General features: G+C 44.4%; 22 protein-coding genes. 11 read left to right on the top strand and 11 right to left on the bottom strand.

All coding sequences use genetic code 11. From position 1 onward, the window contains the following. Positions 1–275 precede the first annotated feature (275 nt). Entirely contained in the window at positions 276–824 is a 549-nt protein-coding gene (locus PY364_RS04170; RefSeq protein WP_275520900.1) for an RNA-binding protein, read from the bottom strand. Between the two features lie 360 nt (positions 825–1,184). Here PY364_RS04170 and PY364_RS04165 point away from each other — a divergent pair, with 360 nt between their 5' ends. Together PY364_RS04165 and PY364_RS04160 are read left to right on the top strand one after the other, a co-directional pair. Continuing rightward, the gene (locus PY364_RS04165) at positions 1,185–1,526 is read left to right on the top strand and encodes a hypothetical protein (RefSeq protein ID WP_275520899.1); all 342 of its coding nucleotides are present in this window, start codon (positions 1,185–1,187) and stop codon (positions 1,524–1,526) included. Positions 1,527–1,890: 364 nt separating this feature from the next. Further along, positions 1,891–2,136 carry an HNH endonuclease gene (locus PY364_RS04160; protein WP_275520896.1) on the top strand — a complete coding sequence of 82 codons (246 nt, stop codon included), beginning with the start codon at positions 1,891–1,893 and terminating at the stop codon, positions 2,134–2,136. 62 nt (positions 2,137–2,198) lie between these two features. On the opposite strand, the gene ggt is transcribed toward PY364_RS04160, so the two are convergent. After that, the gene (gene ggt / locus PY364_RS04155) at positions 2,199–3,953 is read right to left on the bottom strand and encodes a gamma-glutamyltransferase (protein WP_275520894.1); all 1,755 of its coding nucleotides are present in this window, start codon (positions 3,951–3,953) and stop codon (positions 2,199–2,201) included. A 71-nt stretch (positions 3,954–4,024) separates the two neighbouring features. On the opposite strand from ggt, the gene PY364_RS04150 reads away from it, so the two are divergent. Both PY364_RS04150 and PY364_RS04145 read left to right on the top strand, forming a co-directional pair. Then, entirely contained in the window at positions 4,025–4,147 is a 123-nt protein-coding gene (locus PY364_RS04150; RefSeq protein ID WP_275520892.1) for a hypothetical protein, read from the top strand. A gap of 92 nt (positions 4,148–4,239) precedes the next feature. Continuing rightward, on the top strand, positions 4,240–6,360 hold the full coding sequence (locus PY364_RS04145; RefSeq protein ID WP_275520890.1) for a P-loop NTPase fold protein: 2,121 nt from the start codon (positions 4,240–4,242) through the stop codon (positions 6,358–6,360). 94 nt (positions 6,361–6,454) lie between these two features. Here the strand turns inward: PY364_RS04145 and PY364_RS04140 are convergent, their stop codons facing one another. Then, positions 6,455–10,285, bottom strand: coding sequence for a sugar-binding domain-containing protein (locus PY364_RS04140; protein ID WP_275520889.1), 3,831 nt, complete (start codon positions 10,283–10,285; stop codon positions 6,455–6,457). Between the two features lie 164 nt (positions 10,286–10,449). Here PY364_RS04140 and PY364_RS04135 point away from each other — a divergent pair, with 164 nt between their 5' ends. Both PY364_RS04135 and PY364_RS04130 read left to right on the top strand, forming a co-directional pair. Next, on the top strand, positions 10,450–12,042 hold the full coding sequence (locus PY364_RS04135; RefSeq protein WP_275520887.1) for a glucose-6-phosphate isomerase: 1,593 nt from the start codon (positions 10,450–10,452) through the stop codon (positions 12,040–12,042). Positions 12,043–12,335: 293 nt separating this feature from the next. Then, positions 12,336–13,010 carry a response regulator transcription factor gene (locus tag PY364_RS04130; RefSeq protein WP_275520901.1) on the top strand — a complete coding sequence of 225 codons (675 nt, stop codon included), beginning with the start codon at positions 12,336–12,338 and terminating at the stop codon, positions 13,008–13,010. A 47-nt stretch (positions 13,011–13,057) separates the two neighbouring features. On the opposite strand, the gene PY364_RS04125 is transcribed toward PY364_RS04130, so the two are convergent. The 4 genes from PY364_RS04125 to murC form a co-directional block, all read right to left on the bottom strand. Then, positions 13,058–13,546, bottom strand: a complete 489-nt coding sequence (locus PY364_RS04125; protein ID WP_275520885.1) for a low molecular weight protein-tyrosine-phosphatase — start codon at positions 13,544–13,546, stop codon at positions 13,058–13,060. Positions 13,547–13,739: 193 nt separating this feature from the next. Continuing rightward, on the bottom strand, positions 13,740–14,084 hold the full coding sequence (locus PY364_RS04120; protein WP_007358058.1) for a YbaB/EbfC family nucleoid-associated protein: 345 nt from the start codon (positions 14,082–14,084) through the stop codon (positions 13,740–13,742). A gap of 111 nt (positions 14,085–14,195) precedes the next feature. Then, positions 14,196–15,155 carry a UDP-N-acetylmuramate dehydrogenase gene (gene murB / locus PY364_RS04115; RefSeq protein ID WP_275520882.1) on the bottom strand — a complete coding sequence of 320 codons (960 nt, stop codon included), beginning with the start codon at positions 15,153–15,155 and terminating at the stop codon, positions 14,196–14,198. Between the two features lie 94 nt (positions 15,156–15,249). Next, entirely contained in the window at positions 15,250–16,869 is a 1,620-nt protein-coding gene (gene murC, locus PY364_RS04110; protein WP_275520880.1) for a UDP-N-acetylmuramate--L-alanine ligase, read from the bottom strand. Between the two features lie 370 nt (positions 16,870–17,239). Between murC and nadD the strand changes: the two genes are divergently transcribed. Together nadD and PY364_RS04100 are read left to right on the top strand one after the other, a co-directional pair. Next, positions 17,240–17,890, top strand: a complete 651-nt coding sequence (gene nadD / locus PY364_RS04105; protein WP_275520877.1) for a nicotinate (nicotinamide) nucleotide adenylyltransferase — start codon at positions 17,240–17,242, stop codon at positions 17,888–17,890. 155 nt (positions 17,891–18,045) lie between these two features. After that, on the top strand, positions 18,046–19,065 hold the full coding sequence (locus tag PY364_RS04100) for a type I glyceraldehyde-3-phosphate dehydrogenase (RefSeq protein ID WP_275520875.1): 1,020 nt from the start codon (positions 18,046–18,048) through the stop codon (positions 19,063–19,065). Positions 19,066–19,162: 97 nt separating this feature from the next. On the opposite strand, the gene PY364_RS04095 is transcribed toward PY364_RS04100, so the two are convergent. Beyond that, the gene (locus PY364_RS04095; protein WP_275520873.1) at positions 19,163–21,424 is read right to left on the bottom strand and encodes a protein phosphatase 2C domain-containing protein; all 2,262 of its coding nucleotides are present in this window, start codon (positions 21,422–21,424) and stop codon (positions 19,163–19,165) included. Between the two features lie 227 nt (positions 21,425–21,651). Between PY364_RS04095 and PY364_RS04090 the strand changes: the two genes are divergently transcribed. Beyond that, positions 21,652–22,044 (top strand): hypothetical protein, encoded by a 393-nt coding sequence (locus PY364_RS04090; RefSeq protein WP_275520871.1) that lies wholly within the window; start codon positions 21,652–21,654, stop codon positions 22,042–22,044. A 4-nt stretch (positions 22,045–22,048) separates the two neighbouring features. On the opposite strand, the gene PY364_RS04085 is transcribed toward PY364_RS04090, so the two are convergent. Beyond that, the gene (locus tag PY364_RS04085) at positions 22,049–22,393 is read right to left on the bottom strand and encodes an NAD(P)H-quinone oxidoreductase subunit M (RefSeq protein WP_275520869.1); all 345 of its coding nucleotides are present in this window, start codon (positions 22,391–22,393) and stop codon (positions 22,049–22,051) included. Positions 22,394–22,456: 63 nt separating this feature from the next. On the opposite strand from PY364_RS04085, the gene PY364_RS04080 reads away from it, so the two are divergent. Both PY364_RS04080 and PY364_RS04075 read left to right on the top strand, forming a co-directional pair. Next, positions 22,457–23,650: an AAA family ATPase gene (locus PY364_RS04080; RefSeq protein WP_275520867.1), complete on the top strand. Its 1,194-nt coding sequence runs from the start codon at positions 22,457–22,459 to the stop codon at positions 23,648–23,650. After that, a complete protein-coding gene (locus PY364_RS04075; protein WP_275520865.1) occupies positions 23,644–24,159 on the top strand; it encodes a DUF4276 family protein in 516 nt (171 codons plus the stop codon). The genes PY364_RS04080 and PY364_RS04075 overlap by 7 nt, the downstream gene beginning before the upstream one ends. 128 nt (positions 24,160–24,287) lie before the next feature. Here the strand turns inward: PY364_RS04075 and PY364_RS04070 are convergent, their stop codons facing one another. Then, entirely contained in the window at positions 24,288–24,863 is a 576-nt protein-coding gene (locus PY364_RS04070; RefSeq protein ID WP_275520863.1) for a TerD family protein, read from the bottom strand. A gap of 207 nt (positions 24,864–25,070) precedes the next feature. Next, positions 25,071–25,874: a radical SAM protein gene (locus PY364_RS04065; protein ID WP_275520860.1), complete on the bottom strand. Its 804-nt coding sequence runs from the start codon at positions 25,872–25,874 to the stop codon at positions 25,071–25,073. Between the last annotated feature and the right edge of the window lie 52 nt (positions 25,875–25,926).

Raw genomic sequence — 25,926 nt, 5'->3', positions numbered from 1 at the left:
CCTGAGAGTTGGTCTTGAATCGTACCCATGACAAGGGTGGAATTATTGAGGAGCCGGATGAGGTGAAAGTCTCACGTCCGGTTCTGAAGGAGAGGTAAAAGTCGCAAGGCTTCTATCGACTCTAACATCGCGATGCCATTAGCAATTTAAGAACCAAGATTTTTGGGATGAATTCACAAAAATCTTGTCCTTAAAAATCCCCGTGTCTTTAGACCGGGGACGATCAACCCAAGTCTAGAGCTGAAGTTCTCACGCTATCCTCTGCGATCGCAGTTTTAGGAATTAGTTTGAGCAGCCGCCAGCCTTTGCTTGAGTTCTTCCAGAGCACTAGCCCAGCGCGGATCTGGTTGCACCGAACCAGAATCGGCAGTATAGCTAGTTGTCGCACCCGCACCCCGGCGTGACTTATTCTCGCCACCACGCCGACGACCGCCGCTTTTGCCGCCACCGCCACCGCCACCGCCACCGCCAGAAGGGGCTGAACGCTGCTGTGGAGGTTGCTGTTGCGACTGAGGCTGAGACGGCGACTGCTGCTGAGGCTGATCTTCATCACCCTTTTCACCTTTCCCACCCTTAGACCGAGGCAATGCCTTTTCAATCTTCAGGGGATTTTCTTTGAACATCAAGCCGTTGTATTTTTCAATTACTTGATCGGCTTGTTCGTCAGTAGCTACAGTGACAAACCCAAAACCCCGACATTTGCCAGTTTTGCGATCGGTAATCACCTTCGCAGAAACAGATTCCCCCTCCTCAGCAAAAACTGCTTGCAGTTCTTGGCGTTCGAGTTCTTTAGGGAGATTGCCTACATAAAGACGAATAGACATGAAACATTCCTCCAGACTTGGACTGTAATTAGTTTGCTAGAAAATCATTACCTGAAGTCAACTGAAAGTTAACTGCAAGGCAGCACGACCTAACCGCACAACAGGCGCGTTCATCTAACCAAGGTTGACACCCCACCTCACTTTGTAAAAAAAGATGATTAACTCTTCTTGCCCCTGCACTTGGGAACCAAGGCAGAGAATTTTTAACTGTAAGGTTGTTGTGTAAACTTTTGGTCATCACTTAAAAACTGAGGCTAGATATTAGTTCTGCGTTATTTGCTTCCCGTGTTCATGCAGAATTTTTATAGCCAGGACTGTAGAAATTAATTTCCAACGATTTCAAGTTCAAGTAACCCGTATTTGACACTTCCACCCCTAAAGGGGATGGAATTATTAGGAAGTTCCGATCCTAATACCCTAAAGCTGCTGGTTCCTGGGCGCAATCCTTTTGCCAAAAATGGCGGTCTGCTATCCTTGCCTTGCAGCAAGCTCCTCAAGCGTGACTTCCTCTCAGTCCCAGGGCCGGTTTTTAAGACTAGACTTGTCCAATTGGATTTTAGCAAAATAGGATTGACGGCTACTAAAGTCGCAGCGCCTACCCCTACCCCAGTCGGAGCATTGCTCGCGGCGTGGTCAAGATTTGTCAATACTCAGTTTAGTACGATGGGGGACACAACGACTAATTTTTTTTGGAGCAAGTAACTTCATCTGTAACCAAATGCTAAATTCAATTTTTGAACTTTGGTAGCCCTTGAGCTGGGTAGGGCAGTGTCTAACCATCTTATCAAGGTATCACAGCCTTGAGGACACAGCTACCTGTAGCCAAGATTTCAATCTTAAGTTAAGCAATATTGTAGCAGCGCCCAAGGCAGTTAGGACACAAGGCGGAAGATATCCAAGGGTGGTATCTCGCAAACAATCGAACTCATCTATACTATTAGCGGATGCGAATTGTGCTTACAGCGCTGCTATCATCATATTGACTAACTTCGTTAATATTCAAGGTCGGAGATATCGATAGCTTGGCCAATCTTCCGATCTAGGTCGTAACTGTACAGAAAAACTTATGACTAAAACCCCTAGAATTCCTATTCCCCCAGAAGTCAAAAAATATGTATTCGATCGCAATAAATACCAATGCCAAAGCTGCGGTAAAACATTCCTAGAAACACAACTTACCATAGATCATATCATTCCCCTAGCTCGCGGCGGCACTAACGATATCAGTAATTTGCATACACTATGCTTTACCTGCAATCAAAAAAAATCTGACAAATTAGATACCCGCTTTAAACGTCATTTTGACTTGTAGATTAGGCTTAAGAATGTAGAGGGTTAAAGTCGAGCGATCTATTACTCAGGTGCTACAATTTATTATAACATCCCACTCCCTTTTGCCACTCCTTCACCTCTGGGATCGGCGGCTCCTTCTAACCACCCGTCAGGAGTGACAACGATTAAATTCGCATTTCCCCAAGGCGATCTTTCTTCTATCTGATGTCCTCGCCGCTGTAAATCTTGCAAGATTTTCTCAGAAAAACCTCCACTTTCTACCATTAACCGATCTGGCAACCATTGATGATGAATACGAGGTGCAGATACGGCTGCACTGGCATCCATATCGTAAACTAAAACATTCAAAATTATCTGTAATACAGTAGTAATAATAGTGCTACCTCCGGGAGCACCAGTAGCGAGACGCAATTGACCATTTTCAGTAACAATTGTAGGTGTCATACTGGATAGAGGAGTTTTCCCAGGGGCGATCGCATTCGCTTCTCCCCCTACCAAACCAAACAAATTCGAGGCCCCTGGTGCAACAGCAAAATCATCCATCTCATTATTGAGCAAAATTCCCGTACCTGCTACTACAGTACCCGCACCAAAAGCCCCATTCACTGTAAATGTTAAACTTACAGCATTACGATCGCGATCGACTACGGTTAAATGCGTCGTTTCTGGAGACTCCTTAGCAGGTAATCTCCCGCTTTTCGGATCTATTATCGGTTTTACCTCACTGGAAAGCCGAGCGCGTTTCATGTCAATTTCTTGGCGACGTTTAGCAGCATAAATAGGACTTATCAAGGATTTTACAGGGGCTCTTACAAAGGCTGGATCGCCCAAATATTTGGCTCTGTCAGCATAACTAATTCGCATCGCTTCTGCCAATAGATGCAAAGTATCGGGATTTTCTCGCCCCCAATCTGACAAATTAGGATCGCCAATTATATTCAAAATTTCTAGTAGTTGAATGCCACCGGCAGAAGGCGGTGGCATTCCGCAAATTCGATATTGTCGGAAGTTTCCGCAAACAGGTTTACGCCAAATTGGAGTATAGTTTTTCAGGTCTTCGAGAGTAATTAAACCCCCATTTTTTTTCATATCAGTGGCGATCGCCTGTGCAATTTTTCCAGTATAAAAACTTTGGGGAGCGAGGGCGATCGCGCGTAAAGTCTTAGCTAAATCTGGCTGTACCAGCAACTCACCTTTTTTATACAAAGTACCATTTCTAGTAAAAATTTTGCGTGCCCCTGGATTATTTTGGATCGCATTTTGACGATACTCAAAGAACTTCGCAAAACGTTCTGTCACCACAAACCCTTTGTCTGCTAAACTTACAGCCGGAGATACCACATCAGCCCAAGGTAATTTCCCGTAAAGTTTTTGCACATTGTATAATCCAGCCACCGTACCAGGTACTCCCGCCGCCAGATATCCGTCTAGACTTGCCCTTTTAATGGGCTTACCTTTACTATCAAGATACATATCGCGATCGGCTAATTTAGGAGCTCTTTCGCGGAAATCTAAAGCTTGTACTTCTCCAGTTTCTACCCGTCGTAACAGCAAAAATCCACCGCCACCAATACCAGCCGAAAATGGTTCAACTACTGAAATTGCCAAAGCCGTCGCTACCGCTGCATCCACCGCATTACCGCCTTTTTGTAGCATGGCGACTCCTGCTTCAGTCGCCATGCGATCGGCTGAAACTACCATTCCTTGTTGACTGCGTTCTAATTGTCGCTTAACTTTCGGCGGTTGCTGACATCCGAATAGCAATAGCGAAGCAAGAAGCAATCGAAATAAGGGATCTGCGATCGCCCAGAAGGTCTTTTTTTCTGTAAAATTCATGCTTGATATTCCTATTAGAAACTATTTAATAAGATTATTGGCGATCGATAGTCCTGACAGTTTTTATAGAAATGGCTGAAACTGTCATTCTACCATTGGCGATGCCTTCGGCTGGCTACGCCTACCCGACGAGCTTGGAGTCCAAAACTCGCATTCTACCATTGCCGATTAAAAAGTGTCCAGAGTATTGGTAGTTATGCAATAAAAGTGGGATAATGTTAAGTATTGAAGGTGCGCGATCGCACTGAGCTTGCAGAATTTATTTATTTGACGAGCAAAAAAAGTTATGCCAGACCAATTAATTAGTACAAACAATCAGCCTATTTCTAAAGTCAATAAGCATATTGAAGAATACTTAGATTATTACTGTAATTTAACTTATTCTCCTCAATTTGCAGTTCTACTTAAAGGGCAATGGGGTTGTGGTAAATCATGGTTTATAAATCGGTATATTCAAAAGCTCAAAGATATTCAAAAGCTCAAAGAAGGAAGCAAAACTCCTTTATACGTTAGCCTTTATGGAGTCAATAGTTTTTCTCAAATAGACGATCTTTTGTTTGAACAAATACATCCTATCCTCTCGTCAAAAGGAGCAAAAATAGCAGGAAAAGTTTTGAAGGGCTTGTTATCCAAATGGGTAGTAAATATTGATACAAATTCCGATAAAAAATTTGACGGAAATGTACAACCATCTTTACCAGAAATAAGTATCAAAGATTTAATGAATCCATCTGTTGTTAAAGATTCACAATATAGTATTTTGGTTTTTGATGATTTAGAACGCTGTGGTATAGAAATCGAAAGTATTTTAGGCTATATTAATAGTTTTGTTGAGTCTGAATATCTAAAAGTTGTCATTATTGCTGATGAAGATAAAATAATTAATCAAGAAAAGTATAGAAAAGTCAAAGAAAAATTAATTAGTAAAACTTTTGAAGTTCATCCTGATATTCAAAGCGCGTTAAACTGTTTTATTAATAAATTACAAAATGAAAACACCAAAGAATTCTTATTAAAAAATATAGGCTTGATTGAAGAATTATATAGACAAGCAGAGTGTAAAAACTTAAGAATAGTGAACCAAATAGGTTTAGATTTTGAGAGGCTTTTTGAAAATTTACCAGAAAAAGCTCAGAATAAAGCAGAGTTACTAAAAGAAGTTTTAGAATTATTGAGTATTTTTTCTATTGAAATTTCTTATGGAAGACTCAAGCCGGAAAATATTAGCCAAATAGACAGAGAATTAGGTGAAGAATTAGTATTAGAAATACATAAGGCACATACTAATTCAGCAGAAAATAATGCCAATTCAGAAAAAAATCAATGTTTTCTTGAAATATTTAAAAAGTATATCAATATTTATAATATGTATATCGCTTCTTTAGGAGGAGTCTTACCTTTTGCCGGATTGTTTCCTAGCTTATTATGGTGGGAACTTTTTTTTGATAAAGGCATTATCGATCAGGAGATTTTAGAGAAATTAATGCCAAATAGCAAATATTTTTATAATGAAAATACCCCTAATTGGATAAAATTGTACGACTATACTAGACATACTGATGAAGACTTTGAGAAAATACTTAATCAAGTTGAGTCAGAATATTTTATAGATAAAAAAATTGAAAATATTGCAATAATCAAACATATTACTGGATTATTTTTAGTGTTTTCTGATGCTGGGATCTATAGCAAAAGCAAGGCAGATATTATTAAGGAAGCCCAAAAATATATTGATGTATTGAACACATCGAACAAGCTAGATATAAAGTATAAGGATACCTTCGTTCCTTATATGGGTCGTGAGTTTATAGCAAAAAATTATCCAGAATTTCGAGATTTTGATAATTATATTAAACAAATTCAAGAAGAAGTAAGGCTTCAAAATATGCCTAGTGAGGCGAACAAGATACTGAAGATTATGCAAAATAATATTACCGATCTTCAATCCATAATATGTGCTCCAGGTAGTTCAGATCCTAAAAAAGAGAATTATTATGATTATCCTATTTTTAAACATTTACCACCAGAAGATTTTATGAATACAGTTTTAATTGTAATGTCGTCTAATGAAGATAAAAATATAATAAATTATATTTTTTATTGTCTAAAAATAAGATATACATCCTCACATGAAAGTATTGTTAGATATTTAGTTGAGGAACTCGATTTTCTTAAAAATTTTCAAGAATTATTACTAGCAGAAATTGGTAAAAGAAAAGGGAAAATTAGTGGATACTTATTAAATCAGTCAAACGAACTTTCTTTAAAAGACACCATTAGTTACCTTGAACAAATAAAACAATCTTTCCCACAAAATCTTAGAGACATTAATAATATTAATACAGACCCTTATCAGACTACATTGACAACTCCCTTGGAGGGTGACAAAGAAGGCTACAACGTATAATGAATAAGGGTTATAGCCCGTATACTAAGTTGATAAAAGCGACGTTTATTAGGAGTTAACTTCATTAACTCTTGTACTGTATTCCTTCGTCCGACTACCACCGATAATACCGATAAGGCTGATCCCCCAACTCAAAATCAGTCCGATAATCAGAGTGATAAAAATCCTTACTCTCACCCGACTTAAAAATATGACTATCTACCTTAAAACTCGCACCCAAATTAGCTAAAATCTGAGCATTTGCCCTGATTTGTCGCCACCGAGTAAACCGCAAATAAGTCTTAACATCAGCAGTCAAAACATCAGGGTCAATCTGAGAAAAAATCGCCACACCAGAACCAACTTTAACCCGACTTAACAAACCATCAGCCGCTACCTCACCGCCAGACTTAATCAACCAATGATCGTAAAAAGAGCGCGATCGCAAATCCGAAATACTAACCCCTCGCATCTCCGGCCAACTAGGAACCTTCAACGAACCTGCAAAATCTTTCATTTCTTGCAACTGCACGCCCAAAGCAGCCGCCGACGATTTTCGAGGGATGAAAAATACCTTTCCTCCCTGATTCAAATAACGCCGTAAATCCTCATCATTAATATTCGCATCCGCCCCCACAATTACCAATCCTGAGTCAGCAGCAAATGAATTACCTCTCTGATAAATTACCCCCAATTTATCCAACCAACCCGCCTCGCCATCGCCGCCAATCAAAACCACTTTATCTACCTTCGGAGATAGAGGAGAATTTTGAGCGTAACTGATAACTTGTTGACCTAATTTAGCCGCCGCTGCATCTAACGAAAAGTGGTCTTCCAAATCTAAATTATTCAAAATTAGCCGTCCTTTCCCATAGTCAAGTTCCATGAGTGGGGAATAAGCTAAATCAAACTCTGATTCCAAAATTGGTCGCCATCCACTGCGGTGCGGTTTCTCCAATGATGCACTACTAATTGCGCCTCGATTCCCCCAACGCCAACCATATTTTTTATAAGGATTATCCCGCAAATTTCGCGTATCTGGGTAGGCTTCAATCAGCGTACTTTCTCCACTCCAATCTCGTAAATCTACTGCATCTAAACCTGTCATCACGGCTGATGTAGCATCAACTGGGAAAACACGGCGACTCAAAGGCGGCGCAACTCGGAAACCTAATTTCTGGAACCAATCTCGTTGTTGAATAAAAGCGATCGCCCTTCCACCATTGCGAACAAAAGCTTCTAAATCACCAGGCATTTTTTGCCCGCTGGCAAAAGCTTCCCTACCAATAACCAAAAGCGATGCTGTTTGCGAACCATCCCAAGGTGTAACAGTGTAGCCAAACTGCTGCAACATTTTTGTAGTCTTCCCCGCCGGGTCAAAGGTTACTACAGTACCCGTAGCCTTGGGTAAATTGGGAAAAACTCGGAAACTAAACCGATCCTCGTGAGTGCGATCGCCAATCTTAGCACTCAAACGAATTTCCCCATCAACTTTATTTTGAACGCTTGCAGGTAACGTTACTTCCACAGGAAAAAATAGCGTTTTAGCCGTCTCAATACTTCCTCGATCTTTCCCAGAACCTAACTCTTTACCATCAACTATTACCTGCCAATTAAATGAAAAATCCTGTTTTGCCCTAATATCATTAATCAGCACAATTTGCTTTTCTAACTTTGCACCCGCAGCAAAACTATGGTCTTTCGCCACAAAGGCCGACTTAGAACCAGCAATCCAAGCCAGAGTTGGGCCATCATTTTGCATAATTGCTTGACCACCTGGGTGGATAGTATTAACTTCCGGTCGGAAGTTATACCACAAACCCTTATATACCTGCTTCAGATAAACACCTCTGCGGCCTGGCTCAAAATTGGGTAAATCTACCTTCTGATTAGCAGTTTGATTAAACTCCCATCCGTGACCATTATTCCAGGGAATCATCCCGCCCGTCATCCCAAAAGTTCGCCAACTTCGCCAAGTATTCGTACTAAATAACTGCTGCAATTTTTGGAAAGCTGGCGCAAAATTCAACTCCGCTTTACCGAACCAACCCTTGTACTCTTGATCCTTGACAAATAACTCGCGAATTTTCTGGCGATAGGCTGGAGTTTCTAACTTATAAGCTTCATTGCCAAAATAAATCGCACTAAATTCTGTCATCCAAGGTTCGCTATTAATAGTACCGCTAAAACCATTGCGACCCCGCATCATCGTCGTATGCAGCGGCGTACCAAACTCCACCACCATATAAGGCATATCGCCATTTTGACTCCACTCCGAGATCCATTCCTCCCGTTCTTGCAGCGGAATCATATTCAAGTAAGAATTTAGAGCATAAACATTTCCTGCTGCCCCGCCTTGGTGCAATAATACCGGTCGAGTTGGATCGTATTTCTGGACTGTAGCTGCCAAATCGTCCCCAACAGGAATTAACCGCTTCATGCGATCGTCTTCCACCTGACTAATCGTCCCTTCTAACTTCTTCTTACCAATTCTTCGCGGGTTTTGGTCTTCGCTATGTCCAAAAAAATTCGGGCTACTTCCCCACATTAAAATCGATGGGTGATTGCGATAGCGGCGTAAATCCCTAACCATTCGAGGTTCCCAGACAGCCTTACCCGTTGGTTTGTCCCACATATCAGCATAGCCCTTAGAAGTGGCATCTAAGGCTGGGGCGATAATGGGAAAACCTTTGCGATCGCTGCGATCGGCAAACAATTCCCGGAAGTGCCATCGGCCCCTCTCATCGTGATTCCAAGGCCACATTTGAGCAATATTGAAACCCGCCCAGAAATAACCATCAATCATCCTGTCCGCTGCTTCCGGGATACCGGGGCTCCAACCTTGCCACTCATCCTCTAAAAGTATCGGCCGCAGGCGAATCTCAGTCCCATTTAAGTAAAATTTCCGCCCTTCAATCCAAAACTCTCGAAAGCCGAAGGGTTGGTTAAATTCAGCCTGAATGCCGCTGCCTTTGACGAACAGCCGTAAGTTATATAAGTTAGGCTGACGGACATCCCAGAGGCGAGGATTTGCCCAATCCCAAACTGGTTGGAGAGTTTGATTTCGCTGGGCCTGGACATTTGCCGAACTGGTGAATTCTTTCTCGATTTTGCCGTTTTGGTCGAGGAGTTGGGCGACTAGCTGGACTTTACCGTTTTGGGCGACATCGATCAGTTCGATGTCCAACTTGATTTGTTTTTTTCTGGTAGATGGCTGTACAAATACGTCGCTGATGAAGGGGCCAGGCGGGACGCTGAAAATTCGCACTTCCCCAATTAGTCCCCGCGATTGCAGTTTGGTTTTTTCCCTGTATATTTCCGTTGGGCCCATAATTACGGCCTTTTCTGTTTCGTTGCTGACTGCGAGTACCAGAATTGAGAGCGTGTTTTTGCCCGGTTTAACGGCTTTGGTAATATCGACAGTGCCGTAAGGCCAGGCAATTTGGCCGCAGTTGATGCCATTGGCAAAGACAACGGCATCGGTACTAACTCTTGCTAAGTCGAGTACGATTTTACGTCCACCCCAATCGCTGGGAATTTCTATGGTGCGCTGATACCATGCTTTAGAGAGGGTGTTGGCGTTGAAATTTTCCCAGGCATTGCCATTGCCGCGATCGATTAAACCAGGTTCGTTCTCATTTTTTTCTTGTTGCCAGTTGCCGGGAACCGAGATGGTACCCCAATTTACTGCCGAAGGGGGTTTGTCAGTGTTGCCTATGGCTGGGGCAAATTGCCAAGTGCCGTTGAGATAGATTTGACTGGATTTATTGCTGAAGGTATTGACTTCGGCAGCACTTTGTTGGGGAAAATTGATTTGTATTAAGGGAATACTGGCAAAATTACGATTTTGGGCAAAATTAGGATTTTGAAGCGATCGCCCCAGGAACCCAAAGACTATGACTGCTAAGAAAAATAGCCCTAGTATTTTGGTCAGCCTTTTGTTCATGCTCACGTTCCGCTTTTTATTCCCCTCCCACTCGTCAGTTGAGCAGCGGGATTGATATTAAGAGCATAGCAATTAGGATTAGCATTCAGTAATTCCTGATATAGTCTTTTAAACTGCCTTCGGTAGACTAGCGAATAGTAATAACGATAAAAAAGAGAATTTCTATGGATGCCGCAGCACTCTGGCAACGCTACCAAGATTGGCTCTACTATCATTCTGGGCTGGAATTTTACCTCGATGTTAGCCGCATGGGGTTTGATAATGCTTTTTTTGAGGGCATGAAGCCTAAGTTCGATCGAGCTTTTAAGGATATGGCTGCTTTGGAGGGGGGCGCGATCGCAAACCCCGACGAAAATCGTATGGTTGGTCACTATTGGCTGCGAAACCCAGATTTAGCCCCCTCGCCCGAATTTAAACAAGAAATTGTCGAGACTTTGGAGCAAATCGAAGTTTTTGCCCAAAAAGTCCACAGCCGCGATATCAAGCCGCCTTTTGCCCCCAAATTCACCGATATTATTTCCATTGGTATTGGTGGTTCGGCCCTTGGCCCTGAATTCGTAGCCGAAGCTCTCGCCCCAGATTTCCCGCCCCTAGCAATTCATTTTATCGACAACAGTGACCCCACTGGGATCGATCGCCTTCTGAACAAGTTAAAAGATCGACTCGCTAGTACCCTAGTCATCACTATTTCTAAATCTGGGGGAACCCCTGAACCCCGCAACGGCATGATTGAAGTCCAAAAAGCTTTTGCCGCCCAGAAACTTGACTTCTCTAAGCACGCGGTTGCTGTTACTGGTACTGGCAGTAAGTTAGACCAATTAGCTAAATCTGAAGCTTGGCTGGCAACTTTCCCGATGGCTGACTGGGTGGGAGGACGTACCTCGGAATTGTCGGCTGTAGGGCTCCTCCCTGCTGCTCTGCAAGGCATTGACATTCGTGGAATGCTAGGAGGAGCCAAGGAGATGGATAATGCTACTAGGACTACGAATATCAAAGGCAATCCCGCTGCACTATTAGCTTTATCTTGGTATTTTGCCGGGAATGGGCGCGGGGAAAAAGATATGGTAGTGTTGCCTTACAAAGATTCTTTGTTGTTGTTTTCTCGCTATTTACAACAATTGGTGATGGAATCTTTGGGCAAGGAGAAGGATTTAGATGGCAATATTGTTCACCAAGGTATTGCTGTCTACGGTAACAAAGGCTCCACTGACCAACACGCTTACGTGCAGCAGTTACGAGATGGAGTACCGAATTTCTTCGCCACTTTTATTGAGGTTTTGCAGGATCGCCAAGGGGTTTCCCCAGAAGTAGACCCCGGCATTACTTCTGGTGATTATCTGTCAGGTTTCTTACAAGGAACTAGGCAAGCTCTCTATGAAAATCACCGAGATTCGATTACTGTGACGGTATCTCAAGTAAATGCCCGGACTGTAGGAGCTTTAATTGCTCTCTATGAAAGAGCTGTAGGGCTTTATGGTTTTCTAATTAATGTTAATGCCTACCATCAGCCAGGAGTGGAAGCAGGGAAAAAGGCGGCCGCTGTGGTTTTGGATTTGCAGTCGCGGGTTTTGGCGGTGCTCAAGGAGGAAGGTAAACCTCTATCTTTGGAAGCATTGGCTAAAAAAGTGCGATCGCCTGACCAAATCGAGACGATTTATAAGAGTCTGCGACATCTAGCAGCAAATGGGCGTGGCGTGGTGTTACAGGGAAATTTAGCCCAACCTGGAAGTATAGCTGTAAGCTATCAACAGAATTAAGAATATAAAATTAAAAATTAAAAGTGTTCTACTGCATTTTTAGTTTTTAATTTTACATTCTTAATTTTTATATCAACTGCCAAGGCAGTTAGGAAGTTCTGATTTCCTAAAACTCTTAATTCTACTTTCTTCCCTTCTTCCCTTCTTCCCTTCTTCCCTAACCCCTAGCCCCTAGCCACTAGCCCCTTCTTCCCTTCTTCCCTTCTTCCCTTCTTCCCTTCTTCCCTAGCCCCTAGCCCCTAGCCCCTAGCCCCTTCTTCCCTAGCCCCTAGCCCCTTCTTATGATTCTCCCCATGCCCCTGACGGTTCTTGTTGCGGATGACGATTTGGGAACGCGCCTGTCTATTGGCGATTACTTGGAAATTTGCGGCTACTCTGTACTAACGGCGCAGAATGGGAAAGAGGCTCTGGATTTGGTGGAGGAATATCAGCCCCACCTCATCGTTACTGATGTCACTATGCCTGAAATGGATGGTTATGAGTTCGTGCGGCGAGTGCGGCTGCGGCCTGCTTTCCGCCTATTACCTGTGATTTTTTTGACGGAACGCACGAGTACCCAGGAACGGATTCGAGGCTATCAGTTGGGGGCCGATAACTATCTGCGAAAGCCTTTTGAGTTGGAAGAATTAGGAGCTGTGATCCGCTCTTTGCTGGAGCGCTACGCCTTGATTGCACAAGCAGGAGAGCAGGGGGGCAGGGGAGCGGGGGGGCAGGGGAGAGGGGGAGCGGGGGAGAGCGGAAGAGGGGGAGAATCGGATATTACTGAGAAGTCTCTGAGTCTAACTCAGCGAGAAAAAGATGTTTTGCAGCTATTGACAGATGGGCTTTCTAATGCTCAGATTGGCGATCGCCTTCATCTGAGTCATCGAACCGTTGAGAAGTATGTTAGCAGTTTGTTGAGAAAAAGCGATCGCACTAATCGTGCTGAGTTGGTTCGCTTTGCTATGGAACATCATTTGGTAGAGTAGTAAGTCTCGTGAAATGCGATCGCTATTCAGTTTAAAGTCCGAAACAGTTAACAGTTAACTGTTAATTTTTCCTTGGTAATATACTGCAATAATCCCTCGCAGGCATCCACCAACAAATCAATTACTCGATCGAATCCCTCTGGGCCACCGTAATAGGGATCGGGAACCTCTTTCAAATCGTATTGCTGACAAAACTCGCACATTAACCGCACTTTATCGCGATATTTACCAGCAGGATCGAGGGAAAGGATATCCTGGTAATTTTCTTTATCCATTGCCAAAATTAGGTCAAAATTATCAAAATCTGACCTTTGAAACTTACGAGCACTACCTCGGAGTTCGATCCCACGCTTGCTAGCTGCGATCGCCATCCGTCGATCGGGAGGATTGCCTACATGATATCCCGCAGTCCCGGCAGAATCACAAATAATCCGATCGGCTAAATTTGCTTGCTGAATTAAGTGATTCATAATATTTTCCGCTGATGGGGATCGGCAGATATTGCCAAGACAAACAAACAATAATCTGTAAGACATTGATTAATTAAGAAATTGGTAATTGGTAATTGCTAATTGGTAATTGCTAATTGCTAATTACCCATCTCCCCCATCTCCCCCCTCTTTCCCTAGTCCCTAGCCTAAGCGCCCCTAGTCCCTTCTTCCTGCATAGGGTGGCCCCAGAATCGAGTCGGAAAGGGCCACCCTATCTCCCCGACTCATCGGGAATGAGTTAGAGTCCAGGGAGATTGAGCCCACCTGTCAGTTCTTCCATCTTCTCCCGCATAGTCATCGTGGACTTATTGTAAGCATCTTGCATTGCTACTGTGACGAGTTCAGAAACCACATCTGCTCCTTCCCCAAGGGCATCAGGGGAAATCTCGACGCGGCGGGGTTCTTGGTTGCCACTAACAACAACTTTGACTAAGCCGCCGCCGGCAATTCCCTCAATTTCCATTACATCCAACTCTTCTTGAAGCTTTTTAGCTCCTTCTTGAACCTGCTGAGCTTTTTTGAAAGCTTCAGTTAGTTCTTTCATTTTGCCGAGGCCGAAGCCAAATCCTTGCGATTTTGTCATAAATGCTTTGTGATTGTGTGTTGGCTACTAATCCGCCACTGCTTTATAGAACCTATTTTAGGCAGTTTTAGACAATTTATTGACTACTTATTCTTCCTCCCTTAATCTCCCCTAAAAAGGAAACTCTCCCAGTATCTTAACCTCTGGCTCTAACAATAGCGACCATCGCTCTTCTACTTGTTCCTGAACATAACGGATGAGTTGGAAGATGTCGCTTGCTGTTGCCCAACCACAGTTGAGAATAAAATTAGCGTGGCGGACTGCGACTTGAGCCCCGCCAATTTGGTGTCCCTTGAGTCCTGTTTGTTCAATTAACCAGCCTGCTGTTTTCGGGCCGGGGTTGCGGAAGACACTGCCACAACTGGGCAAATGGTAGGGCTGGCTTGTCCGTCGCTGATTCAGATGTTCAGTGGTAGCCGCCATCACCACTGCCTTTTCAAATCCTGGTTGTAGCTGGAACGTGGCTTGGGTGACAAGGCGGTTGCTGCCTTGGAGTGCCGAAGTACGGTAGCGATAGCCGAGTTCTTGGGGAGTGAGAATTTCCACCTTGCCGGTGGATGAGAGGATGGAGGCATTAACCAGAATCTCAGCGGTAGAATTCCTGTGTGCGCCAGCGTTCATCACCACAGCGCCCCCAACAGTGCCGGGGATGCCAACTGCCCACTCTAACCCTTGCCAACCGCGCTTAGCTGCCAGCCAAGCGAGGCGGGGGATTGATTCTCCCGATCCGGCGGTGAGTTGACCTGTTTCCGGGTTGAAATGGACGTGGCGAAGGTGGCGAGTACCGATGACTAAACCAGGTAAGCCGCGATCGCTCACTAGCAAATTCGAGCCAGCGCCCAGGAGGGTGACAGGTACTCCCTCCGAACTAGCCCAATCGAAACTTGCTTGTAGCTCTTCGAGAGTGCTGGGAGCAATGTACCATTCAGCAGGGCCGCCAACTCGAAAAGAAGTCAGCGGGGCCAAAGAGACTTGAGATTTGATCTGGCAACCAGTTCCCGACAGGGGAATCGGAGCATACACTCGTCGGTTGTCCTTCGTGGGGGAGTCAGAGGAGAGAGTCACGATCATAACAAATGCTTAAATGCCTCGGATTAAAGACGTTGTTGACAGTTGATTGACCCAACTTGTAAGCGATCGCTCTCAGCAGGCGGCATGAGGTAACTCATGCGGGCAGCCCACTGCGGGGATCGCCCTCTACAACAGAAACTCCCAGACTTGGGGCCTCTTGGTAAAAGGCCATCACTTCTGGAATGATTTGATTGAGATTGCCAGCGCCGAGAAACAGAGCCAAATCGCCTGAGCGCAAGATTTCTGTCAAAAACTTGGCGATTGACTGGAGACTCGGTTGGTAATAAACCCGCTGGTGATGTTCCGCAATCAAATCTGCAAGTTTTTCCCCACTGATTTGCCCTGTATTTGGTTCTCCAGCACTATAAATGTCGCTGACAATTACGATGTCGGCATCGCTAAATGACTGGGCAAATTCTGGCAAAAATGCCAAAGTGCGGCTGTAACGGTGGGGTTGGAAGATGGCAACAACCCGTCTAGATTTGGAATTTGGGATTTTAGAGTTGGGCTTGGATTTGCTATTTTCAATCCGTAGGCGGGCTGATGTTAAAGTAGCGCGAATTTCGCTAGGGTGGTGAGCGTAGTCATCCACAAATAGGATGCCGTTATGTTCACCTCTAACTTCAAAACGGCGACGTGCCCCTTCAAAGCCTGCGATCGCCTTAGCAATTACAGCAAACTCTAAACCCAACAATCTACCCACTGCCACTGCTGCTAGAGCATTGCTAAGATTGTGCTGCCCAAGTAGCTTTAACTGCATTTCTCCCAGAGCAGTACCCCGCTCCCAAACGCGAGCGATGGTACAATCTGCTCTATACTCGACGCTATCTACCGTATAGTCAGCACCCCGATCGGCTTCCAGGCTGTAGCTGATACTGGGTTTAAGGGAGTTTTTGACTGTATCGCAATCGATGCAGCCCACTAAGATTTGACAGTTTTGGGCAAATATCTTAAAGGTGTCGATTACCTGATCGAGGGTATCGTAGTGGTCGGGATGGTCGAGTTCTATATTCGTTACCACCCCTATTTTGGGTGCAAGTTTGACTAGAGAACCATCGGACTCGTCTGCCTCAGCAACTAGGTAGGGCCCGTTTCCCAAACGTGCATTACCTTCCCAGGCATTGACCTCTCCTCCCACCACGATCGTCGGGTCTATGCCCGCTTCTAGTAGCATGAAGCCGATCGCGCTGCTAGTGGTAGTTTTGCCGTGAGTTCCCGCTACAGCGATACTCTGGTAGTCCTGAATCAGTGCTGCTAGCACATCCGATCGGTGAAAAATCGGACAGCCTAAATCGAGGGCGCGTCGATATTCGGCATTGGCCGGGTGAATTGCCGTCGAACAGATCACCTGGGGTAAGTCCAGATGCGACGAGGCGATCGCGCCTTTGCCGTTGCGATTTTCGGCTGAATCTGCGAGCGCAGATTCTCCACCTCGACTGATAGCTTCTAGGGTTTTAGAGGCATCTGACGACTGGAAACCCGCGTCATTTTCACCTACATTCCCTTGAAATAATTCAAAATTGCTGGCATCTTGTCGCCAAAAAATATGAGCACCCATTGCTTGCAAACGCTGAGTTATATGGCTTGGTTTAATATCCGAGCCATAAATAGGCAACTTACGTTTAGCTAGAATGTAGGCAAGGGCTGACATTCCAATTCCACCAATTCCTATGAAATGAAATGGCCTGCCGGTGAAATCAACAGAACTCGGCATCTTCGCTCCTCACACACCACACCACGCCAATAACACGCGATATCATATCAAGAATTGTTTTCCTAGGATACAGTTCGCTAGAGATTTCCTGCAAAACACTCCGCGTCCTTTTGCTTTACGGACTTCTAGAATAGTTTGTCTTGTATACTATATGACCTGTTTGCCAGTAAATATCAGGAATCGTCACAGGTTGCAGATCGCAGACCAGAGATCGCAGGATTTGGGTCAATAGGTTGGCAATCTGGCCTACAGGAATATAGACCTGTACTCGCCTACTCCTGCATTCTCGCACGTTCCCGCGCTAGGAGTTCGGTTTTTACGAAAATGAGGGGTGTAACCCCACACTGGTCTACTAACAGTATCATCTTCTATGGGAAAAATAGCAATTTTTGGAGGGACTTTCGATCCGGTTCACTGGGGGCATTTATCGATGGCAGAGAAGGCTGTGAGTCAATTTGGTCTCGACAAAGTAATCTGGGTTCCCGATCCCAGCCCCCCACACAAATCGCGGCGAGTATTGGCGAATTTGGTTCAGCGACGGGAAATGGTAAGGAGAGCGATCGCCGATCGCCCAGATTTTGTCCTATCGCCTCAACAGGACGATCCCACTGGTACTTCCTACGCAATTGAAACTTTTTTATACCTCCAAAATACCTACTCAGATACTCATTGGTACTGGATTATTGGCTCAGATGCTTTCCAAACTCTTCCTCAATGGCATCGATGTCAGGAAATCGGCAAATTGTGTTACTGGTTAGTAGCACCACGCCCTTTTCAGGAAGAAGGCGAAAGCGGGGATCGGCAAGGGACTCAGTTCGATCCCAGAGATGTTGTCGAACAGATGGCAGTTTTGGGAGTGCAGATCCGCTGCGGAGTGCTAGAAATGCCCTGGAACGGAATATCATCAAGTCTGATCCGCCAATATTGCCTCGAAGAGCGTGACCTCTACTACTTAGTCCCGGAAACTGTCAGAACTTACATTACAGCCCTCAAGCTTTATCAAGCTCGGCCTCAAACCTAATGGATCGGCTTAACTAATTTGTTGAGCAATTTTTGATACAGACAAAAAGTTAGAAGGGATCGCCCTTTGCGATATGATCTGGGTCATGGTTAATTATTAAATTTTTCCAAAATTTAAAGCCTAAGCTAGGCGCTGCTGTCGTTAGGAGGTACAAGGTGATTAGAGTCGCGATCAATGGTTTTGGACGCATCGGACGTAATTTTATGCGCTGCTGGCTGGGGCGCGAAAACAGCCAATTGGATGTAGTTGCTATCAATGACACCTCAGATCCAAAAACCAACGCTCACCTGCTGAGGTATGACACGATGCTGGGGACGTTGAAGGGTGTAGACATCACTACCGATGAAAATTCTATAACCGTCAATGGCAAGACAGTGAAATGCGTGAGCGATCGCAATCCACTAAACTTGCCTTGGGCTGATTGGGGCATTGATTTAATTATCGAAGCAACGGGGGTTTTTGTAGACCAAGCTGGCGCGTCGAAACACATGACTGCGGGTGCTAAGAAGGTGTTAATTACGGCTCCTGGTAAAGGCCCTGAAGTTGGGACTTTCGTTATGGGCGTTAACGACCATGCCTATACTCACAATAGTTATACAGTGATCAGCAATGCTAGCTGTACAACTAACTGTCTGGCTCCTGTGGCTAAGGTGTTGAACGATAACTTCGGCATCATTAAGGGCACAATGACTACTACCCACAGCTATACTGGCGATCAACGTTTGTTGGATGCCAGCCACCGAGATTTGCGGCGGGCAAGAGCGGCGGCAATGAATATTGTGCCGACTTCTACGGGTGCTGCTCAAGCTGTAGCTTTGGTTATTCCTGAACTTAAGGGTAAGCTCAATGGCATAGCAATGCGCGTACCTACGCCGAATGTGTCTGTGGTAGATTTTGTGGCTCAGATACAGAAAAAGACTTTTGCTGAGCAGGTAAATGAAGTTCTCAAAGAAGCGGCGGAAGGGTCGATGAAGGGGATTTTAGAATATAGTGACTTACCTTTGGTTTCTTCTGACTATCGGGGACATGATGCTTCTTCGATTGTTGATGCTAGTCTGACTTTGGTTCTAGACGGCGATATGCTGAAGGTAATCGCTTGGTATGACAATGAGTGGGGCTACAGTCAGCGGGTTGTTGACTTGGCTGAGCTTGTTGCTGCTAAGTGGGAATCCTAGAGATTTTGAACTTTTAACCCCAGACGAACGCAGATGAATTTAGTTATTTTTAGTCATCTGCGTTTATTTTGGTAATTGTTAACAGTGTTAACTGCTACTAACTGCTACATTTTTGAAGTAAGTTAGGTTCAAGATTGGGGTCAATCTTAAAGGTTGACTCTTCTTCTTTAATCCATCCTGTTTCTCCCGGTGTTAACTTTGAAGTTTCGGGTTCAAGGTTTGCTTTGATTGAAGGGGAAGCGCTAGGAGAGGCTACAGAGGGAGATGACCTAATCGGCTGTTTAGGAATTTTTGCTAAACTTTTAGGACTATTTAGCTTAATTTGGCTTGAGTTGCCATTGCCAGGAAGAGAGCAAATTTTTACCTCTAGCCAAGTGTCCTGCTCATTAGATTCGGTGTTTATAACTTGCAAAATGCTGCCCACAGGGAGTATGCCTTTAACCTCAGATTTGCCGAACTCAGTATTCAAAATTAAGGGATCGCTTTTTGCTCCCGAATTTGCTTTAACTTCAATCAAATCTCCGGGTTTAAAAGAGGAGACAGCATTAGTAGGAACTGGACTTGCTGGCGATGAGGTAACTGGATCTATGACGGGTTTTTCAGGCAAAATTCCCTTAAACCAGCCATTGGCAGCTTCACTAAAATCTTGGTTAAAAAAATAAGCTAAAGGCAGTCCTCCCAATCCCAATAGTAACAAAATACCTAGTAAATAAGGCAGTGGGCTTTGAGTTTTGGGACGGGGGAAAAACTGGGTTTTCAGGGAAGAATTGCCCCCCGCGTTGTGGATGCTAAAGTTGGGGGCGGCATCGTTTTCTTCTTCAGTAAAATAAGTGGTAACGTCCAAGGGAGCGATGGATAATTCTGTCAGCGTACTCCCTTCTTCTTTCGGTTTTACTTGACAATATATCAGAGCGATCGTTACATTATCGTGACCATTTCTAGTATTAGCTATTTCAATTAATCGATCTTTAACCTTCGCGACATTATTAGCGCCGTTTAAGATTGGGAGAATTTCAGTTTCCCAACATTCCTCAATCCGGTCTTTATCGCTCAAACCGTCGGAACATAGGAGAAAAATGCAGTCTTCGTCTAAGGGAAAGCGCTGTACAGTTGGGTGGAGACTTGCTGAGGAGGTAATGCCCAAAGCTTGGACGAGGGCTCCGGCTGCTACTTGCTGTAAGGCATCCCGGTAGAGAGCGTAACCGAGCCGGACTTCGCGACAGGCGACATCATCATCGAGAGTAACTTGGCGGCAACTGTCGCGGGTAATCCAGTAGGCTCTACTATCTCCGACGTGGGAGATATAGAGTTCGTGGGCGTGGGCTAGGGCCATGACAACGGTAGTGCCCATGCGCTGGCGGAGTTGCCGATGTTCGCTGTCGTTGCGGCCGGAGATGGCATCGTTAGCGGCGCAAGCAGAGCGTTCGAGTTTGCCAATTAGGGATTGTGGGTCGCAGTTGGCGGGGTGCAGCAGCATTTGCTGTACGCGATCGCGGAGTGTAGTAACAGCAAGTTCGGAGGCGACTTCCCCTCCGTCTTGTCCACCAATACCGTCGCAGACGATCGCGCAGGCTTCTGAGCCTGGGGATACCTTAATGGCTGTACCATTGGGGGGATAGCAAGCGTCTTCGTTGTGGGAACGGGTGGGGCCGGTGTCGGTGCCGGTGGCGATGTGAATTGTACGATCGAGCGATCGCCCACATAAGGCTAGAGCTTTATCTAGCTGGCTAATCAGTTGTTCGGGTGTCCGCAGTTGACCGGCGGTCATCTGCTGGCACAGTTGTCTTAAAAAACTGGCGATCGCGGGGTGGGCACTGCCAGCCCATTGCTGCCATAATTGGCCCAACTGAGAAAGGTTTGGGGCTTTTTGATCTGACTGTAATTCTAATAGCCGGACTAAGGGCCCTTCTACTCGCAATAGTTGGGGGTTAAGTAGGGTAGAAGCGACTGCTTGAGAGCTGCACGGTTGCCAGAGTTGGGCGATTTGCCATAGCCAAGATAGTTGGCGCATGGCTGTTCCGTTTTTCCAGGCGATCGCTAATTCTGGCATTAAACCTTCGCCAGTTGTCGATAGCGGGCCGTTTTCCAATAGCCAGATGTCCGAGCCGAGTTTGGTGACGGTTCGCGGTATTAATCCGTAAACTTCGGGTACGTGGAGCCGATGGGGAAACAGCCTCAGATAGGGTGTGATAAAGCCCGGAATGTCTTCGGGCATTTCGGGAAATTGTTCGGATTGAGTATCGAGCAGAATTCGGTCGCCTTTGAACAAGTAGCGACCCGCTATCAGCTCTCCAGGCCGACAGGCTTTTATCCCTTCACCGATAGCCCACAAGTAATGTTTTGGCACAGCGTACTGCATAGGGGTTCCTCACGCCTCTCAGCCTAGTGCTGATCTGAACTATTCTAGCCAATTCTGGTCTTTTAATTCCTTGCGATCTCTAATTTTGGCGATCGCATCTAGAGAATATAAGAATATATGGCAATGATATGATTTAAGGGGGAAAACGACACGGAGAATTATCTCTCTGCGATCAGGGATTGAAACAAAGCTCAACAAAACGAAACAGGCATTAAAAAAGGTAAATTATGCCCATTCCCGATTCCAGCCCCTCACCAAAAAAGTTATCCGATCCAAAAGTTCTCCCCAGTCTAGAGGTTGACGAGTTGCTGACTACGCTTGAGCATTCTCATGGTTTGTACTACAAAATGATGAATCTTGAGGTTTGGGCGATCGTTGAAACCCTGGATCAGTTTTTCCCTGGTTCCTGGGGGCGCTTTATGACTAACCGCAAAGTGGCGATGAAACAGTTTTTGCAGCGCCAGCAAGCTAAAAATGCTGAGGGAAAAGAGGAAGGGAGTAGCGATTTGAGCGATTTAAGCCAGGGGGAGGAAGGTTTAGCGGATGCGATCGATAATTTTGTTCCCCCGCCTTTAGAGGAGGACGAGGGGGCTGCATCTTCTATTCCTTTTCCTTCTTGATTTGCTAGACGCTGATCTGGGAGTCAACTTGGGGAAGTCCCATGCTGTAGTTGAGGACGCGGCTATTAAGGTTGTAGCTGATTTGGCCTTGTTGTAGGAGCGATCGCACGAGGTGTTCTAATTCAGAACCAATGCGGCGGAGGTTATATTCTATTAAATCTTCGCCGTTATAGCTGTCCACGAGTTCGTCAAATTTTCGGTAAACCTGATTGATGGTTTCGGTAGTCCAGTTTAGTTCGTTGTCTGGATCGACATCAAGGGTAAGAGAGTCTGCGCTAGGTACGAATTCGTTGTTTTCGAGGGTGGCGGTGTAGATGCGGATATGCCGGGTGGTAGATTTGAGCAGCATGGTTCTCGGAGTAAAGAAAGCTTCAGAGTTTATAATAGCTGAAAATTGGCATGGGAGGACAAGGTGGAAGGTAAAAGATTTATTCACTCGCTGCGACTGCAAAATTTCCTTTCTTATGGTAGTGAGGAGGAAGAAATAGAATTGCAACCTCTTAATGTTTTGATTGGCCCTAATGCCTCTGGGAAATCTAACCTGATTGAAGCTATTGGAATTTTGAAAGCATTGCCTACAGACCTAGTGGCCCCAATTCGACAAGGGGGCGGGATTAGTGATTTTCTGTGGAAAGGTGGAAAAGATATTCCTATAGCAAAAATTGAAGCTATTTTGGATTACCCAGAAGGTCTAATGCCTCTACAATATCAAATTAGTTTTACTACTATAAATGGTCAAAAACTGGAAGTTGTAGATGAGATAGTACAAGACATTTCCCCTATCCGATTGGAATTTAAACCTTTATTCTACTTTCGCGATCGACAAGGTAGCACAGTTATCAACGTGAAAGATGAGAGCAATAGAGAGAGAAGAATACGAACTATACGGCGAGAGGATATTCTTACAGATCAATCTATTTTATCTCAAAGAAAAGATCCAGAACAGTACCCAGAAATATCATATTTAGGTAAAATGTTTTCTGAGATTAGTTTATATCGAAACTGGCAGACAGGCAAAGATTCAGTAGCGAGAAAAGCTCAACAAACCGACTTACCTGAACATCCTCTTCTCGAAGATGGTAGTAACTTAGGCTTGGTTTTGAATAACTTACAATATCAATTAGGAAGTAGGCAGATTATTGAAAGCTTAAAGAAGTTCTACAGTGCAGCCGAAGAAATTAGTATCAAGATTTATGGTGGAACTGTCCAAATATTTATCCGGGAAACCGGCTCAAGTCAGCCAATCCCTGCGACTCGTCTATCAGATGGAGCACTGCGTTATTTGTTCTTAATGGCTTTACTGCTAGATCCTACTCCACCATCAGTTATTTGTATTGAAGAACCGGAAATTGGTTTACATCCAGATATTTTACCTACCATTGCTGAAATGCTAATCGAAGCTTCACAGCGTACACAATTGATTGTCACAACTCATTCCCATGCTTTAGTTTCTACACTTAGGCCGGAGTCAGTGTTAGTATGCGAGCAAGATGAAAGGGGAAGTCACCTACGCCGTCTCGATTCTGAAAGATTGAAAAAATGGCTAGAAAATTATACTCTCGGAGACCTCTGGCGGATGGGGGAAATCGGGGGTAATAGATGGTAAAGGAGATTCGGATTTATATCGAAGGCGGTGGTGATAGTGAGGAGACAAAAACTTTGCTTCGACAAGGATTTAGCAGTTTTTTTAACCCAATTATAAAGATTGTGCGGAGTAAAAAAATAGGATGGAAGATCATCATGTGTGGTTCTCGCAACAATGCTTTCAGGGATTTTAAAAATGCTTTGGAAGATCACCCTGATGCCTTTATTATCCTACTTGTTGATTCAGAAGCGGCTATAAAAAAGCAAACACCTTGGGAACATTTGAAGTCTAGGGATAATTGGGATGCACCAGGAGTTGATGATACTCACTGTCATCTCATGGTTCAAGCGATGGAGGCTTGGTTTATTGCTGATGTTGAGGCTTTAAAAAAATTCTATGGTCAGGGATTTAAAGAAAATTCTATTCCTAAAAATCTCAATGTAGAAACGATTGACAAGGATTCGTTAGAACCAAGCTTGAAAGCTGCTACCCGTGATACAAAATCAAAAGGCGAATATCACAAGATATAACACGGTTCTAAGCTGTTAGAAATGTTGAATGTTGAGCGGGTTCGCAAAGCTTCTAGTCATTGCGATCGCCTTTTTACAACCCTTACAGAGATTATAGAAGAATCAAGCTGCTAAATATGGCGATCGCGTCACTTTTCTACATAATACTTTTCAACAAAACTCCGCAATCCAGATTTATATCCTTGTCCTACGGCCTGAAACCTCCAGTCTCCACTCTTTTTATATAAGCGTCCAAATTCTAAGGCTGTCTCGACTGTAAAATTCTCTTTTAATTCATAGCGAGTTAATTCAACTTTTGTCTGACTATCATAGAGACTGATAAAAGCATTAGAAATTTTGCTAAAATTCATACCTACTGACTCGGCATCGTGGATAGTAACAATTAGTACAATCTGTTCAATTGCCGTATCCATTTTGGATAAATCAACTCCGTAAAGCGTATTGATGTATCCTTTTCTGGGCGAATAGTTATCGGTGGCTGATTGTTTCACAGAACCGTCAAGGGATTTAGTATTATTGTAAAATACTAAATAGTCTTCGTGGGGGATTCTGCCATCTGTTCCTAGCATAAATGCTGAAGCGTCAATTTCACAGTTCTTACCTGCTAGATTGGCTTGCCAACCCAAGGCGATCGCTAGTTTCTTTAAATTCGGTACTTCTTGAGAAAGATTGAATCTGCCACCTTTAATTAATTGTACGGTCATGGGTTTTTGTTCCTTCCTACGATTTAAGAAAGTTGCTATTTTTAGTAAACAGTTAGTGGGGCTATTGTCTTTACAGAGTTGGGTTGCGTTTGTCAACTCAACTTTAATGATATCTTTAAATGAGACGTAACATCTGTAGGACTTACGCAAAACTATGTGTAACGCCGCCTTCTAGGCGGTAAAGAAACCGCCTAGAAGGCGGCGTTACTAAAGTGTGTGCGGGGCAAAACGCACGGGGATGTTAGTTTCTTTCTGAATCTGATTTGCGATCGCTTCTAATTCGCTAGAACTGACACATTTAAGAATTTGCACGGGGTAAGGACGATCCTCAGCAGTGTGATTTCCTCTCCCATCTAATTGCCGAGTTAAGGGCTTTGGTCGGGTGGGGGTATTGAGTTGAATTTCCGCAGGCGCTAAGGATTTCATTAAACGGATATATTCTGTTTTAGTTATGGCATCCCAGGGTGATAAAACCATTGTTTGAATACCGAACTCTCCATTATATTGTTGCCGAAATTGTTGCAAACCGGTCTGAATACTTTGTAAGTCAATTCCGGCGACGGGGCGATTGATGCGCTGGAGGCGATCGCTACTAACTGCATCTAATTTTACTGATACTTTGTCGGCTAAAGCTAGTTCGGAACGTACTTGCGGGTCAGTAAGTAAGGTTCCGTTGGTCAATACTGCGATCGCGCGGTTGGTGCATTTTTTGACAGATGCGATAATTTCGCCTAAATTCAAAGCTTGCGTCGGTTCCCCACTACCGCTGAGGGTGATGCTATCTACATCCCAAGGCGCGAAGGATTGTAAGTCTTCTAAGATTTGCTTGGTAGGGATAAAAATGGCGCGATCGCTGATTTTAACTTCTATCTCTCCCAGTTGACAGTAAACGCAGTTAAAGGAACAGGTCGAAACTGGGCCGATGGGGTCAATACCTAGCGATCGCCCGTAGCGCCAAGACTTGACTGGGCCGTAAACAGAGGAAAATTTAGATGTTGTAGTTGATGACATAGCTGTTATCCAATTGGAATTTTAAAATATAAAGCTTTTTTCAATTATACCA

Source organism: Kamptonema sp. UHCC 0994 (assembly GCF_029167235.1).
In the GTDB taxonomy this organism is placed as follows: Bacteria; Cyanobacteriota; Cyanobacteriia; order Cyanobacteriales; family Microcoleaceae; genus Kamptonema.
This window is presented reverse-complemented; position numbering and strand designations above follow the sequence as displayed.